The following is a 14,796-nucleotide window of genomic DNA, read 5'->3' on the forward strand; positions in this document are numbered from 1 at the left end:
CAGCTCGTCGGCGGCACCGTGCGTGCGCTCGGCGACGCCGTCGGCGATCGTGTACTTCGCCTTGCCCGGCTTGCCGGTGGACGCCGTGACCGGCGTGGTGTTCTTCAGGACGCCGGTGATCAACTCGGCCACCTGGTCGAACTCGTCGGCCCCGAGCCCGCGCGACGTCAGCGCCGGCGTGCCCACCCGGATGCCCGACGTGTACCAGGCGCCGTTCGGGTCGTGGGGGATCGAGTTGCGGTTCGTCACGACGCCCGAGTCGAGCAGCGCCGACTCGGCCTGGCGGCCGGTCAGCCCGAACGACGTCGTCACGTCGAGCAGGCACAGGTGGTTGTCGGTGCCGTCGGTGACGAGCTTCACGCCGCGCTTCTGCAGGCCCTCCGCCAGTGCATTCGCGTTGTCGGCGACCGCCTGCGCGTAGTCGCGGAAGGACGCCTGCCGCGCCTCCGCGAACGCCACGGCCTTGGCGGCCATCACGTGCGACAGCGGCCCCCCGAGCACCATGGGGCAGCCCTTGTCGATGAACTCCGCGTATTCGGGCGTCGACAGCAGGAACCCGCCGCGCGGCCCGCGCAGGCTCTTATGCGTGGTGGAGGCGATGACGTCGGCGTAGCCGACCGGGTTCTCCTCGCCCGTGAACACGCCGCCGGCGACCAGGCCCGCGAAGTGGGCCATGTCGACGAACAGGGTCGCGCCCACGGCGTCCGCGATCTCGCGCATCTTCGCGAAGTTGAGCCGCCGCGGGTACGCCGAGTACCCGGCGACGATGATGAGCGGACGGAACTCCTTCGCGTCGGCGAGCAGCTGGTCGTAGTCGACGAGGCCCGTCTCGGGGTTCGTGCCGTAGCTGTGCTGCTCGAACATCTTGCCGGAGATGTTGTGCCGGAAGCCGTGGGTGAGGTGGCCGCCCGCGTCGAGGCTCATGCCCATGACGCGCTGGGCGTTGAATTCGTGGCGCAGCGCCTCCCAGTCTTCGTGCGAGAGGTCGTTGACGGTCTTCGCGCCGAGGCGCTGCAGCGTCGGCGACTCGACGCGCTTGTTGAGGATCGCCCAGTAGGCGACCAGGTTCGCGTCGATGCCCGAGTGCGGCTGGACGTAGGCGTACTCGGCCCCGAACAGCTCGCGCGCGTGCTCGGCGGCGACGCTCTCGACGGTGTCGACGTTCTGGCAGCCGGCGTAGAAGCGGTGGCCGATGGTGCCCTCGGCGTACTTGTCGGAGAGCCAGTTGCCCATCGTCAGCAGCGTCGCCAGCGACGCGTAGTTCTCGGACGCGATGAGCTTCAGCGAGCCCCGCTGGTCGGAGAGCTCGGCGCGGATCGCGTCGCTGATGCGCGGCTCGACGCTCGCGATGACGGACAGGGCCTGGGTGTACGCGTTGGATGCGGTGGCGGCGAGGTCGCTCACGGGAATGACTCCTTGGGTCGGGACGGTCCCCAATCTATCGGTTCGCTCCGACAGGGAGCGCCCGGGGTCGGTCTCGTGGGCGTCCGGGGGTCGCCTTTGGTCGAGCCAGTCGGCCGTCGCCGGCCGACGAACGGCTGGATAGGGTCGGTGACGACCACCAGGGAAGGAACCCTTATGAGCGAGAACGCCAGTCCCGACGCCCCTCGTCCGGACGCCGTCCGGCCGGGTCCCCAGCCGGAGGCTTCGCAGCCCGCGGCTCCGCCGTCGCGGCCCGCCCAGCCCACCGCCCAGCCGCAACCGCAGGCGTCCGGGCCCCGCCCGCCCGCCTACCCGGGCTCTTTCGCACCGCCCCAGCCCCCGCAGCAGAAGGGGGCGTTCCGCCGGGGGTTCGGGCTGGGCGCCGGCGCCGGCCTCGGGTTCGGCGGCATCATGCTGGTGCTCGGGCTGATCGGGTCGCTGCTGACCTCGATCATGATGGCCGGCGCCGCGTCGGCGTTCGCGGGCGCGAACCAGACGCGCCTCCAGCCCGACAAGGTCATCTGGGGTGCCCAGGGGGCGGCGCACACGCTGCGGGCCATGCGCGTGTCGGGGGCGATCATGGGCGAGGGGGACACCGGCAGCCTGCTCCAGACCAGCACCTACGGCTACGAGACCGCGCAGGCGATCGACAAGCTGACGGCCAGTGATGCCGACGGGCTCGTCCTGCTGTTCAACACCCCCGGCGGCACGGTGAACGGCTCGCGCGCGATCGCGGACGCCATCGACCGCTACAAGCAGCGCACCGGCAAGAAGGCGTTTGTGTACGTCGAGGGGCTGTCGGCGTCCGGCGGTATGTACGCGATGGCGGGCGCCGACCGCATCGTCGCCGACCACGGCTCGCTCGTCGGCAGCATCGGCATCATCATGGGGCCGTTCCTGCAGTACCGGGACGTCCGGGCGACGACCGGAACGCTCGTCGAGTCGGGCGTGACGACGAACGGGGGCATCAGCAGCGAATACCTCACCCAGGGCAAGGGCAAGGACTTCGGCAACGCCTGGCGCGCCATGACGCAGGAGGAGCGCGACAACTACACCACCGGCCTCGCCAACGAGTACGACAACTTCGTGAACTGGGTGGCGCGGCACCGCAACATCCCCGCCGAGACGATCAAGAACACCTACGGCGCCTACATGTTCGACACCAAGCGAGCCCAGGAGAACCGCCTCATCGACGCCACGATGGGCCGCGACGAGGCCTTCCGCGACTTCGCGACGCAGGCGGGCGTCGACCCGAACGGGACGAAGGTCGTCGAGTCCGAGCCGCCGGGCATGTGGGCGCAGTTGTTCGGCGCGGAGGCCCGCGTCTACGGCCAGGCCCCGGCGGCGAAGCCCGAGGGGGGTCAGCCGGCGCGCGCGACGAGCACGCTGTGCACCTCCCAGCGGACGCCGCTGGCGTTCAGCGGCAGCCTCGCCTCGGTCTGCGGCTGAGCGCCTCCGGCCGCTCGACGGGATGGTCCCCCCGCCGAACGGCCGTGAAGACCCGACGCCCCCCGGCCTGAGCCGGGGGGCGTCGTGGCTTCGGGGGCGTCGCGTGCGGACGCCGTCTGGTTTCTAGTTCCTAGGACGCCTCGCGCGCCCGCGACAGCTCGTACAGCGCGATCGCGGCGGCGACGGACGCGTTGAGGGACTCGGTCTCGGCGCCGATCGGGATGGACGCCAACACGTCGCAGTTCTCCCGGACCAGCCGGGCCAGCCCCTCGCCTTCGCTGCCGACGACCAGCAGCACGGGCCCGTCGGCCCCCGGGACGCCGGCGATGTCGGTCTCGCCCTCGCCCGCGAGCCCGACGACCTGGAACCCGGCCTCGGCGTAGTCCTTCAGGACGCGGTTCAGGTTGCCCGCCAGCGCGACCGGGACGCGGGCGGCCGCCCCTGCGGACGCCTTCCAGGCCGTCGCGGTCATGTGCGCCGACCGCCGCTCCGGCACGATCACGCCCAGCGCGCCGAACGCGGCCGCCGAGCGGATGATCGCCCCCAGGTTGCGGGGGTCGGTGACCCCGTCGAGCGCGACGACCAGGGGCGCGTCGGCGTCGCCCGCTGCGTCGAGCAGGTCGTTCGGGTGCGCGTACTCGTACTCGGGCAACTGCAGCGCGACGCCCTGGTGCACGGCGCCCGACGTCAGCCGGTCCAGCTCGGGCCGGGACGCCTGCAGCAGCGGCACGCCGCGCTCGGCGGCCAGCTTCAGGATGTCGGAGAGCCGCGAGTCGCGTTCGACGCCCTCGGCGAGGTAGGCCCGCCGGACGGGCAGGCCCGCCTGCAGCGCCTCGTACACCGGGTTGCGGCCGATGACCCACTCGGCACCGGGGCTGCCGGACCGCCGCTGCGGCGTCCGCCTCGATGGGCCGCGCCCCGACCCGCCGGACTTGCCCGGCTCGTTCGCCCCGCGCTTGCGATAGGCCTTGTGGTATGGGCGATCCTCCGCCTTCGGCGTCGGGCCCTTGCCCTCGAGCCCCTTGCGGACGCGGCCGCCCGACCCGGCCGTGCGGCCCTGGCCGATGCCCTTGCCGCGCTTGCGCACGGCCCCCTTGCGTTGGCTGTTTCCCGGCATGGTCTCCTACTTCTCCAGGCTCCAGCGAGCGCCGTCTTTGGTGTCGGTGATCTTCAGGCCCGACCCCGCGAGCGAGTCGCGGATCGCGTCGGCCGTCGCCCAGTCCTTGCGGGCGCGGGCGTCTGCGCGCTGGTCGAGCAGGGTGCGCACCAGCGAGTCGACCACGCCGGACAGATCGTCGGACGCCGGCCGCTCGGTCGCCCACGCCGGGTCGTCTGGGTCGAGGCCGAACACCGTCAGCATGCTGCGCACCGCCGAGCGGGCCGCGAGCGCGGCCTCACGGTCGCCGGAGCCCAGCGCGCTGTTGCCCTCACGGATCGTCGAGAACAGGACGGCGAGCGCGCCGGGGGTGCCGAGGTCGTCGTTCATGGCGTCGGCGAAGGCGTCCGGCACCGCGAGCGACCCGTCCCAGTCGCCCAGCTCCGACTGCGCCCGGCCCAGGAACGAGTCGACGCGCGCGAGCTGGGCCGCCGCCTCCTCCAGCGAGGAGTCGGACAGCTCGATCATCGAGCGGTAGTGCGGCCCGGCCAGGTAGAGCCGGATGGCGCGGCCCCCGTACGTGCGGGTCGCCTCGAACACGTCGGCCGTGTTGCCGAGCGACTTGCTCATCTTCTCGCCCGCCAGCGTGACCCACGCGTTGTGCATCCAGTACTGCGCGAACGGACGCCCCACCGCGGTGGACTGCGCCAACTCGTTCTCGTGGTGCGGGAAGCGCAGGTCGAGCCCGCCTCCGTGGATGTCGAACGCCGGGCCGAGGTACCGGCCCGACATCGCCGAGCACTCCAGGTGCCAGCCCGGACGCCCGCGGCCCCACGGCGAATCCCAGGACGCCGTCTCCGGCTCGCCGGGCTTCGCCGCCTTCCACAGCGCGAAGTCGCGGGGGTCGCGCTTGCCGCGCGGATCGGCGTCTTCGGCCGGGGCCATGTCGGCGACCCGCTGACCCGACAGCTTGCCGTAGTCGGGCCAGGAGGCGACGTCGAAGTAGACGTCGCCCGCGGCGTCCTCACCCACGTAGGCGTGCCCGAGGTCGATGAGCTCGGCGACGAGCGCGATCATGTCGGGGATGTGCCCGGTCGCGCGCGGCTCGTACGTCGGCCTCCGGACGCCGAGCGCGTCGAACGCGCGATGGAACACGTGCTCGAAGTGGTAGGCGTGCGCCCACCAGGGAGTGCCGGCCTCGGCCGACTTCTCCAGGATCTTGTCGTCGATGTCGGTGATGTTTGAGACGAGCGTCACCTCGTAGCCCGAGTACTCGAGCCAGCGCCTCAGGACGTCGACGTTGACCTCCTTGCGGACGTGCCCCAGGTGCGGCGCGCCCTGCACGGTCGGGCCGCAGGAGTACATCGACACCGCGCCGGGCACGAGCGGCCGGAACTCCCGAATCGAGCGGGACATGGTGTCATACAGCTGAAAAGTCACCCGGCCATCCTATCGGCCGTGCCAGAGCCGGCCCACCGTGTCAATCGCCCGCGGCCTTGCGGCGCAGCGCCTCGATGTCCAGCACGGCGGGGAGCGACTCGGTGTCGGGGTCGAGTGCATCCGCCTCCCAGGGGTCGTAGGGCGGCGCTTCGTCGTCCTCGTAGCCCTCGGAGGGGTCGAACGGGTTCTGCAGGTGCCGGGTGTCGTCGAGAGGAAGGAGGGTGTCGGGGCTCATCGCCTCGTCGGGCAGGGCCGTGAGCACGTCGCGGATGTAGCCGTGCACGGCCTCGGTCAGCGGCACCTCGCGCTGCTCGCGCTGGGACGCGTACCAGCGGTAGTCGAGCACCTCGTGGAAGATCTGCGCCGGATCGCGCTTGCCGGTCAGGTCGGCCGGGACCGCGGTGACGACCGGCTCGAACACCTGGGTCAGCCACTGGTGGGCGACGATCGCCTCGTCGACGTGTTGCTGGTTCGTGCGCGCCCGGAACGTGTCGAGGTCGTTGAGCAGGCGGCGGGCCTGGTTCTCCTCCGTGTCGAGGCCGGTCAGGCGCATCAGCCGCCGGGAGTGATGCCCCGCGTCGACCACCTTCGGCTGGATCTGCACGGTGGAGCCGTCGGCCGCCGTGTTGATGTCGAGCTCGGCGACGTCGAACCCGAGGCTGTTCAGGCGGCGCACCCGGTCCTCGATGCGGTACAGCTCGCCGGCCGAGAACTCCTCGGGGCCGGTCAGCTCGTGCCAAAGCGCGTGGTACCGGGTCTCGATCTGGTGCACCAGGTCTTCGGGGTCGAGGGACTCATCCAGCAGGCGCCCCGCCTCGAGGTCGGAGAACTCCCCGAACAGGTTCACGATCGCGATGTCGATGTCGTGCGCCCGTTGGCCGTCGGTGAGCCGCGTGTGCAACTCGGCGGTCTCGGCGTCCACCAGGTACGCGGCGAACGCGCCCGCGTCGCGCCGGAACAGGATGTTCGACAGCGACACGTCGCCCCACAGGAACCCGATGAGGTGCAGCCGTGCGAGCAGCACGACCATGGCGTCCAGCAGGCGCGACACCGTGTCTTGCCGGACGCCGGAGAAGAACAGCGACCGGTAGGGGAGCGAGAACTCCAGGTGCCGGGTCAGCAGGACCGGGTCGAGCGGCTTGCCGCTCGGGTCGGCGCGACCCGTCACGACGGCGAGCGGCTCGACGGCCGGGGTGTTGAGGCGGCTCAGATCCTGCAGCATCCGGTACTCGTGGAAGGCCACCGACTCGATGATTTCCTTCGCCGCGTACACCTCCTCACCCACCCGGACGAACCGGACGACGTGCCGGGAGATGCCGCGCGGCAGCGCGACGAGGTGCTCGGTGGGCCATTGGTCGAGCGGAACGTCCCACGGGAGGGGGATGAGCCGGGAATCCGGCTTCGCCGAGAGGAAACGTGGCATTGCGCCATTGTCGCACCCCGGGCTGACAAAACGCTGGTCAGGGGCCCAAGGCCCGCCTGGCCGCGGTCCTCCTGGCCGGACGCCGCCCACGCCGCCCGGCGGCGTCCGCCCGGGGACCGGCCGCGCATGAGCAAGAACCGGTCGTACCGGAGACGCGCGAACCGGGACGCACGAAGGGGTGGGACGCGGCGCGTCCCACCCCTTCTCGGCGTCGGTTGCCCGAAGCGTCAGCTGATGCGCTCACCCGTCGCGTTGGAGAACACGTGCGTGTTCTCCGGGATCGGGGCCAGGCGCACGACCTGGCTGCGATCGAGGGGCTGACGAGCGCCGATGCGGGCGACGATCTGCGGCGCCTGCAGCCTCTCATCGTCGGAGAGGCCGGCGAGCGTGCCGTACAGGTACGAATCCGCCCCCAGCTCCTCGACGACGGCCACGTCGACTCCGACGCCCTGGCCGTCGGTCGCGAGGGTGAAGTGCTCCGGCCGGATGCCGACGGTCAGCGTGTCTTCGCCGTTCGCGCGGTCGAGCACCTCGCGGGCCACCGGGACGACGTAGTCGCCGACCTGGACGCCCCCCTCGACCACGCGGCCGCGGATCAGGTTCATGGCCGGGGAGCCGATGAAGCCCGCGACGAAGATGTTCTTCGGGGTGTCGTACAGCTCGAGCGGGCTGGCCACCTGCTGCAGGAGGCCGTCCTTCATGACCGCGACGCGGTCGCCCATCGTCATGGCCTCGACCTGGTCGTGGGTCACGTAGACGGTGGTGACGCCCAGCCGCTGCTGCAGGGCGGCGATCTGCGTACGCGTGGAGACGCGCAGCTTGGCGTCGAGGTTCGACAGCGGCTCATCCATGAGGAACACCTGCGGCTGCCGGACGATCGCCCGCCCCATCGCGACGCGCTGCCGCTGGCCGCCGGACAGCGCCTTCGGCTTGCGGTTGAGGAAGTCTTCCAGGCCGAGCAGCTTGGCCGCCTCGGCGACCCGCTTCTCGCGATCGGCCTTGGAGACGCCCTGCATCTTGAGCGCGAAGCCCATGTTGTCCGCCACCGTCATGTGCGGGTAGAGGGCGTAGTTCTGGAAGACCATCGCGATGTCGCGATCCTTCGGGGGGAGGTTCGTGACATCGGTGTCACCGATGTAGATCGAACCCGAGTTGATTTCCTCCAACCCCGCGAGCATGCGGAGCGAGGTGGACTTGCCGCAGCCGGACGGCCCGACGAGAACCATGAATTCCCCGTCGCCGATGTCCAGATTCAGCTTGTCGACGGCCGGATGATCGGCCCCGGGGTACACGCGCGAGGCGTCCTTGAATTGCACAGTGGCCATGCCACACATTCCTTTCCACGGGCAGGTACGTGCCCGACGATCCGTAGTGGAGAGGGACTTCATTGAGTTGTAGTCCTCCGCCCATTAGAACACGGGGAGCGTTTTTCTGTCAGCCGAATCCGACAATCGGGGGCCGCGATGGCCGGGGCCCTCCCGGCCAGCGCGGGTGCGGCCCGGTACGCTCGGGCGGGTGAGCGGCGAGCAGACCCCCAGCGCGGAGGCCGACAAGGAGTGGTGGGACGACCCGTCGCTGCCCTGGCGGCAGAAGCCGTCGAAGGCTGACCTGACCTGCATGAGCTTCCTCGGCTTCTCGGGGATCTACGGGCTCGTGATGCTGCCGCTGCGTCCGGTGATGCTGGGCCTCGCGCCGCTCGTGCTGGGGTCGCTCGGGTACCGCACGGGGCTCGTGATGACCGGCGCCCTGGCGTCCGTGGGCAACCCGTGGTGGCCGCTCGTGCTCGTGCTCGGGTCGCTCATGGCGATGAAGTTCGACTGGATCTTCTGGTGGGCCGGCAAGCTGTGGGGGCGCAGCATCGTGGATGTGTGGGCGTCCGGGCACTCAGAGCGGACGCGGCGTCGCTACGACCGCGCCTGGGGGCTGGCGCACCGCTACGAGACGCTCGCGATCGTCCTGACGTTCCTGCCGATCCCGCTGCCGTCCGGGGTGGTGTACGCGGCGCTCGGCGCGGCGGGCACGCGCCTGTCGAAGTTCCTGATCGTGTGCGCCCTGTCGTCGCTGGGCCTGTCCGGGCTCTACATGGCCCTCGGCTACTGGATCGGCGAGCCGGCCGTCCAACTCATCGACGCCTACGGCCGCTACCTGTGGTACGTCTCCATCGCCATCATCGTCGGCATGCTGGCCGTGTGGTGGTGGCGGGGACGCCGCAAGGGCTGACGCGGCGTCCCTCGGCCGTGTTCCGGCGCGGCCGGACGCCCGCGGCGCCGGTCTGGACGCCCGCCGACCAAAGTCGCCCGGTTCGCGACCCGGGTCGCTGCGGAGGCGACGCCGCGCCGTCCTAGGCTGACGCCCGTGAGTGTCGGCGAGAAGATGAGGCGGCTGTTCGAGCCCGCCCGGTTCCCGCCCCCACCGTTGGACGGGCTGGGGCTGGCGTGGCGCTACGTGCTCGCGATCGCGGGGTACGCGGTCATCGCCTCGGCCCAAGTGACGATGGTCGTCGCGCCCGAGATCGTGCGGGACGCGATGAGCGGCATGCCGGGCGAGCTGTGGCCGGCGCCCGCCATCTATGCCGACCTGGCGCTCGGGTTCGCCGGCACGTGCCTCATCCACCTGCGGCGGCGCTGGCCGCTCGCGGTGTTCCTGGCGACCGAGGTGGCGTCCATCTTCTCGAACTCGATCACCTTCGTGGGCGTCTGGGCGTTCCTGTCGCTGTGCTCGCGCCGCGACATGCGGCGCATCGTCGGCGCGGTGCTGGTCAGCATCGCCGCGGGCCTGTCGACGCGCTTCGTGCCGTGGCGCGTCAACGAGGGGGCGAACACCAGCCCGATCGAGAGCGTCCTGGTGTCCCTCGTCACGATCGTGGTCTTCGCTCTGATCGGGATGTACCACGGCGTCCGGCAGGACCGGCAGGCCGAGGTCGCGATGGCCGCCGAGCTGGCCGAGGCCGAGCGTGAGTACGCCGTCCTGGCCGAGCGCAACCGCATCGCGCGCGAGATGCACGACGTGCTGGCCCACCGCATCTCGCTGGTCTCGATGCACGCGGGCGTCCTGGCGTACCGCACCGACCTGAGCGCCGAGGAGACGCGGTCGATCGCCCAGATCATCCAGGAGAACGCGCATGCCTCGCTCACGGAGCTGCGCAGCGTCTTGTCGACGCTGCGCGAGGTTCCGTCCCCGGACGCCGCCCCCGCGGCCCCGCAGCCCACGCTCGTGCTGCTGCCGCGCCTGCTGGAGGAGGCCCGCGGGTTCGGGCAGCGCATCGAGATCGACCAATTCTTGGACGCCGCGGCCGTCCCGCAGCTCACGTCGCGGCACAGCTACAGAATCCTGCAGGAGTGCCTGACGAACGCCCGCAAGCACGCCCCGTACGCGACCGTCGAGGTGCGGCTGGCCGGGTCGCCGCGCGACGGGGTGTCGATCCGGGTCGCGAACCCGATCACCGTCGTGGGCGGGGCGGGCGGCGGGGCTGGGGTGCCGGGGGCCCGGCTCGGGCTCGTCGGGATCTCCGAGCGGGCCCAGATGCTCGGCGGCCGCTGTGACGCGGGGGAGCGCGGCGGTCGGTTCGTGGTGGACGTGTGGCTCCCGTGGCACTGATTCGTGAAACGACAAGGAAGGACGGACCCATGACCGACCAGAAGATCCGGCTCGTGATCGTGGACGACGACCCGCTGGTGCGCACCGGGCTGGGACTCATTCTGGGCGGCGCGTCCGACCTGGAGGTCGTCGGCGAGGCGCACGACGGGGCGGACGCGGTGGCGCTGGTGGCGCAGAAGCGTCCGGACATCGTCCTGATGGACATCCGGATGCCCGTCAAGGACGGCATCGCGGCCACCGCCGAAGTGCTCGCCCAGCCGGACGCCCCGAAGATCGTCGTCCTGACGACGTTCGACTCCGACGACATGGTGCTGAAGGCGCTGCAGGCCGGGGCGTCCGGCTTCCTGCTGAAAGACACCCCACCCGACAAGATGGTCGAGGCGATCCGCGCCGTGGACGCCGGCGAGACCACGCTGTCGCCGAGCGTCATCCAGCAGGTCGTCGCCGTCGCGACGAAGACCGCCGGCGACGGGCGGGCGGAGAAGGCCAAGACCCAGCTCGCGGGGCTCACCGAGCGCGAACACGAGGTGGCGGTCGCGATCGGCCAGGGCAAGTCGAACGGCGAGATCGCCGGGGAGCTCTACATGAGCATCGCGACGGTGAAGGCGTACGTGACGCGCATCTTCTACAAGCTCGGCGTCGACAACCGCGTCCAGGTCGCGATGAAGGTGCACGACGCCGGCCTGGTCTGAGTCCGCGGCGCCTACGTCAGGTGTTCGTAGAGCCGATCCACCCGCGCGGACAGGTCGTTCACGGCGAGCGGCGGGTAGGGCGCGCCGCCGTGGAAGACCCGCTCGGCGTCCAGGGCGAGGTCCGCGAGCTCGGCCATGTCGAGCGGTGCCGGACGCCGCCGCAGCAGGTCGTCGACGGGGTCGTCGTCGGCGTCCTCGCCCAGCAGGGTCGTGATCGCGATCGGGTGGACGACCCGGCCGGCCCGCTTCAGCGCGTGCGTGAGTGCCCCCATGACCACGAAGTGCACGACCAGCGGCGCGGCGACCGTGAGCGCGATCGCGAACGAAGGCGGGGTATTGGGGAAGGCGCTCCAGCCCACCATGACCGCCGCGGCGACCAGCAGCAGCACCAGCGGGTTGTCGGCGAGGGTCAGCAACCGCTCCAGCCCGCCCCGGACGGCGAGGTAGCGGGCCGGGCGGACGTGGCCGCCGGTCGGGTGCAGGATCATCGCGGCGCCCGCACCAGCATCGCCATGAGGAACGACGAGTCCTCGCCGAAGGGCCGCAGGTCCCACGTCGAGAACGCGCCATCGATCGCCAGCCCGGACGCCTCGGCGTCCGCCCCGAACTCGCGGAACCCGTAGCCGCGCCCGGCGCCGAACCCGACCAGCGCGCGCCCCTCGGGCGCGAGCCAGCCGGCGAACCGTTCGAGCACGGGACGCCGCGTCGCCGGGTGCAGGAACGTCATCACGTTGCCGGCGCACAGGATCGCGTCGAAGCCCTCGGCGCCGTTCGCCTCCTCGGCCGCGGACGCCAGCCTCGGCACCTCGACGTCCGTCAGGTCGCCGACCCGGTAGTCGGGGCCGGGTTCGTCGGCCTCGGCGGCCTCGATCAGCACCGGGTCGAGGTCGACGCCGACGACGCGGTGGCCGGCCCGGTGCAGGTAGCCGGCGTGGCGTCCGGGCCCGCAGCCCGCGTCCAGGATCGCGGCGCCGCGCGGGACGACGGCGTCCACCAGCCGCGCCTCGCCGACCAGGTCGTTGCCGGCCTCCGCGAGCAGCCGGAAGCGTTCGATGTAGCGGCGCGAGTGGTCCGGGTCGCGCTCCACGGCGTCCGCCCACTTGCTGCGCGGACGCGTCGCGCGGCCGCCCAGAGAGCGGGCGGCGCGCAGGCCGATGTCGATGGGGCCGCTGCGACGTGCTGGATCCACGAGCCTCCGACAGGATTCGAACCCGCGACCATCCGCTTACAAGGCGGGCGCTCTACCAACTGAGCTACGGAGGCGTCGGCCCCGAGGGCCTGGGGTTCATTCTGCCCAATCGAGGTGCCGAGTCGTAATCCGCTCGCCGGCGACGACGACGTCGGCCAGGTCGGCCGGGCGGTTCGCGGCCCAGTGGGCCCGCTCTTGCGCGGCCCAGCGCTCCCAGTGCGGGGCGAACGTCTCGCCGTCGCGGGCGAGGGCGCGGAGGCGTCGCTGGGAGGCGTCCAGATCGAGCCAGACGCCGGCGGTCGCGAGCCGCCGGTTCGTGGGGGTGAGCGCGCCGCAGCCCTCCACGATCAGGTCGACGCGCGGGTCGAGGGGGACGACACGCCCGGGTGCGGCGGCTGCCCAGTCCCAGGCGCGGTAGCCGGGGGCGTCCGGACGCGTGAGGGCCGGCACCGCGGCCGAGCCGGCGGCGAGGCCGTCCCAGCCGGGGTAGAGCGCATCGAGGGAGACCACCTGGACGCCGCGCGGCCAGGCGTCGGCGAGGCGTCCGGCGAAGACCGACTTGCCGCTGCCGGAGCCGCCGTCGATCAGCACGACCGCCCGGGACGGGCGGGTCAGCAGCCGGACGAGGTCGGCGAAGCGCAGGGTCGGCGGAGCCATCGGGGCCGCTGAACGGACGCCGTCAGGCGCCCGGGCAGGCCAGGAACAGCTCCCCGGACCCCACGGCGGTCACGGGCCCGTTGGACGCGGGCAAGAACGCGCCCTGCCCGCAGCGCAGGGTGAGGACGCCGTCGGCGTCCCGCAGCTCGACGCACCCGGCGGTGGCCAAAGCGATGCGGACCGCGCCCTCCCGAGGCAGCTCGGGCTGGGCGCCGTCACCGATCTCGAGGCGATAGACGTCGAACTCGGGGCAACCGGTCGGGTAGTGGAAGACGCCCGGACGCTCCTCGCCGGGGGTGAACACCTGCGGCACCGAGTCGTGGAAGTCGACGACCGAGACGAGCTCATCGACCGCGATGTGCTTGGTCGTCAGGCCGCCGCGGATGATGTTGTCGGACGACGCCATCACCTCCACCCCCGTGCCGCTCAGGTGGGCGTGCAGCGTGCCGGTCGGGATGAAGACGGCCTCGCCCGGCTGCAGGGCGACGCGGTTCATCAGCAGGGCGGCCATGATGCCGGGGTCGCCGGGGAACGACTCGTCGAGTTCGACCGTCGTGCGGGCGAACTGGCCCAGCTCGCCGGGATCGTCGAGATGGTTCGCCGCCGCGGCGAGCACATGGTTCACCACGTCGAGCCGGTCGCCCGACATGCCGAGCACGTCGAGGAAGACCTCCTCGGTTCCGGCGGCGCCGCTGCGGAAGACGAGGGGGGCGATCACGTCCAAGACCAGGTCGGGGACGCCGAGCGCCCGGAAGAGCGCGGCCGTCTGCGCCGGGCGCCGGAAGCCGACGAGCGTGTGGAACGGCTCGTGCAGCGCAACCATCAGCTCGGGCTTCGGCCAGTCGTCGCGGTAGGTGCGGACCGGGTCGTCGACCGGGATGTCGTCGGCGTTCTCGCGCGCGAACCCCTCCTCGGCCTTCTCGCGCGACGGGTGTGCCTGCAGCGACAGGGGCTTGCGGGCGCTCAGCAGCTTCATCAGGTAGGGGAGACGGCCGAAGGCGGCGGCGTCCCCCAGGAGGGCCGGCTCGGCGGCCACCAACTCGTCCAGCCGGCGGTCGCCGACGGTGGCGGTGCCGAGCAGGTGCGCGCCCAGCCAGTACTCCGCATAGGGTCGCCCGTCGGCCGGGATGCCCAGGATCTGGGGGATCTCATCCGTGGTTCCCCACGGGTAATGCATCACCGTGCCTCGGATTTCCTCCATACGTCGCGGCCCTTTTCGGAATTGGCGTTTACTGGCAGCCGCCAGTGTAGAGGGACGCCGTGGAAAGGCCCACCCGAGGCGGTCGCTCATCGGGGTGACCTCTCTCATCCTTGGGAGGTATTTGCGGTGACCGGAGTCGAATTCGATCGGTCAGGAGACCCATTCCGGAAGGGGAGTGGCGCCCTCGCGAGGCGATGGGGGCGCCGCGGCCGGCGTCCTCGGGGCTGCGGGTATACGCCGCTCGGGGCGGCCGGGGGTGTCGCCGCCTGTCAGGCGCACAACACCGGGGAAATGCTCGATGAATGACAAGGCTGTGATTCGCGGCTAGCATGCGAACATGTCCGAAGCGATGCACCTGCCCGAGACCGGCCTCAGCGCCCGTGACGCGGCGATCCTCGACTTCGAGGCGTCCTGGTGGGAGGCGGGCGGCAGCAAAGATGCCGAGATCCGCGAGCGGTTCGATCTGTCAGCGCCGCGGTACTACCAGATCCTCAATCAGCTGTTGGACGCCCCTGAGGCCCTCGCCTACGCCCCGCTCCTGGTGAAGCGGCTGCGGCGGCTGCGTCAGCGGCGGCAGGAGAGCCGCTCGGCGAGGCACCTCACCGTTCGCGCGAACGTGTAGCGGTTCCG

At 71.6% G+C, this 14,796-nt stretch carries 14 protein-coding genes and 1 tRNA gene; 5 read left to right on the forward strand and 10 right to left on the reverse strand.

Annotation, left to right across the window (positions count from 1 at the left end):
* A partial coding sequence (locus tag WMJ97_RS10705) for a glycine hydroxymethyltransferase (protein WP_347348983.1) occupies nucleotides 1-1,404 on the reverse strand: 1,404 nt, incomplete at its 3' end.
* A gap of 174 nt (nucleotides 1,405-1,578) precedes the next feature.
* Here WMJ97_RS10705 and WMJ97_RS10710 point away from each other — a divergent pair.
* A complete protein-coding gene (locus WMJ97_RS10710) occupies nucleotides 1,579-2,871 on the forward strand; it encodes a S49 family peptidase (protein ID WP_347348984.1) in 1,293 nt (430 codons plus the stop codon).
* Nucleotides 2,872-3,001: 130 nt separating this feature from the next.
* Here WMJ97_RS10710 and rlmB read toward each other — a convergent pair whose 3' ends face one another.
* The 4 genes from rlmB to ugpC all read right to left on the reverse strand — a co-directional run bounded on the left by rlmB (nucleotide 3,002) and on the right by ugpC (nucleotide 8,155).
* Nucleotides 3,002-3,988 carry a 23S rRNA (guanosine(2251)-2'-O)-methyltransferase RlmB gene (rlmB, locus tag WMJ97_RS10715; RefSeq protein WP_347348985.1) on the reverse strand — a complete coding sequence of 329 codons (987 nt, stop codon included), beginning with the start codon at nucleotides 3,986-3,988 and terminating at the stop codon, nucleotides 3,002-3,004.
* A 6-nt stretch (nucleotides 3,989-3,994) separates the two neighbouring features.
* Nucleotides 3,995-5,407 carry a cysteine--tRNA ligase gene (gene cysS, locus WMJ97_RS10720; RefSeq protein ID WP_347348986.1) on the reverse strand — a complete coding sequence of 471 codons (1,413 nt, stop codon included), beginning with the start codon at nucleotides 5,405-5,407 and terminating at the stop codon, nucleotides 3,995-3,997.
* Nucleotides 5,408-5,447: 40 nt separating this feature from the next.
* Nucleotides 5,448-6,830 (reverse strand): DUF4032 domain-containing protein, encoded by a 1,383-nt coding sequence (locus WMJ97_RS10725; protein ID WP_347348987.1) that lies wholly within the window; start codon nucleotides 6,828-6,830, stop codon nucleotides 5,448-5,450.
* A gap of 227 nt (nucleotides 6,831-7,057) precedes the next feature.
* Entirely contained in the window at nucleotides 7,058-8,155 is a 1,098-nt protein-coding gene (ugpC, locus tag WMJ97_RS10730; protein WP_347348988.1) for a sn-glycerol-3-phosphate ABC transporter ATP-binding protein UgpC, read from the reverse strand.
* Between the two features lie 190 nt (nucleotides 8,156-8,345).
* Between ugpC and WMJ97_RS10735 the strand changes: the two genes are divergently transcribed.
* From WMJ97_RS10735 to WMJ97_RS10745, 3 genes are all read left to right on the forward strand, one after another.
* Nucleotides 8,346-9,050 carry a VTT domain-containing protein gene (locus WMJ97_RS10735; protein WP_347348989.1) on the forward strand — a complete coding sequence of 235 codons (705 nt, stop codon included), beginning with the start codon at nucleotides 8,346-8,348 and terminating at the stop codon, nucleotides 9,048-9,050.
* Nucleotides 9,051-9,185: 135 nt separating this feature from the next.
* The gene (locus WMJ97_RS10740; RefSeq protein ID WP_347348990.1) at nucleotides 9,186-10,427 is read left to right on the forward strand and encodes a histidine kinase; all 1,242 of its coding nucleotides are present in this window, start codon (nucleotides 9,186-9,188) and stop codon (nucleotides 10,425-10,427) included.
* Nucleotides 10,428-10,456: 29 nt separating this feature from the next.
* Nucleotides 10,457-11,119 (forward strand): response regulator transcription factor, encoded by a 663-nt coding sequence (locus WMJ97_RS10745; RefSeq protein WP_347348991.1) that lies wholly within the window; start codon nucleotides 10,457-10,459, stop codon nucleotides 11,117-11,119.
* Between the two features lie 11 nt (nucleotides 11,120-11,130).
* Here the strand turns inward: WMJ97_RS10745 and WMJ97_RS10750 are convergent, their stop codons facing one another.
* From WMJ97_RS10750 to manA, 5 genes are all read right to left on the reverse strand, one after another.
* Nucleotides 11,131-11,607, reverse strand: a complete 477-nt coding sequence (locus WMJ97_RS10750) for a hypothetical protein (RefSeq protein ID WP_347348992.1) — start codon at nucleotides 11,605-11,607, stop codon at nucleotides 11,131-11,133.
* Nucleotides 11,604-12,308 (reverse strand): class I SAM-dependent methyltransferase, encoded by a 705-nt coding sequence (locus tag WMJ97_RS10755; RefSeq protein ID WP_347348993.1) that lies wholly within the window; start codon nucleotides 12,306-12,308, stop codon nucleotides 11,604-11,606. The genes WMJ97_RS10750 and WMJ97_RS10755 overlap by 4 nt, the downstream gene beginning before the upstream one ends.
* 1 nt (nucleotide 12,309) lies before the next feature.
* Nucleotides 12,310-12,382, reverse strand: a tRNA-Thr gene (locus tag WMJ97_RS10760).
* A 22-nt stretch (nucleotides 12,383-12,404) separates the two neighbouring features.
* Nucleotides 12,405-12,965 carry a cobalt ABC transporter gene (locus tag WMJ97_RS10765; protein ID WP_347348994.1) on the reverse strand — a complete coding sequence of 187 codons (561 nt, stop codon included), beginning with the start codon at nucleotides 12,963-12,965 and terminating at the stop codon, nucleotides 12,405-12,407.
* Nucleotides 12,966-12,987: 22 nt separating this feature from the next.
* A complete protein-coding gene (manA, locus tag WMJ97_RS10770) occupies nucleotides 12,988-14,166 on the reverse strand; it encodes a mannose-6-phosphate isomerase, class I (protein ID WP_347348995.1) in 1,179 nt (392 codons plus the stop codon).
* A gap of 337 nt (nucleotides 14,167-14,503) precedes the next feature.
* Here manA and WMJ97_RS10775 point away from each other — a divergent pair, with 337 nt between their 5' ends.
* The gene (locus tag WMJ97_RS10775) at nucleotides 14,504-14,788 is read left to right on the forward strand and encodes a DUF3263 domain-containing protein (RefSeq protein WP_290727152.1); all 285 of its coding nucleotides are present in this window, start codon (nucleotides 14,504-14,506) and stop codon (nucleotides 14,786-14,788) included.
* The last annotated feature ends 8 nt before the right edge of the window (nucleotides 14,789-14,796 follow it).

Origin of the sequence: Nigerium sp. (assembly GCF_039811905.1) — a bacterium.
Lineage (GTDB): Bacteria > Actinomycetota > Actinomycetes > Propionibacteriales > Propionibacteriaceae > Propioniciclava.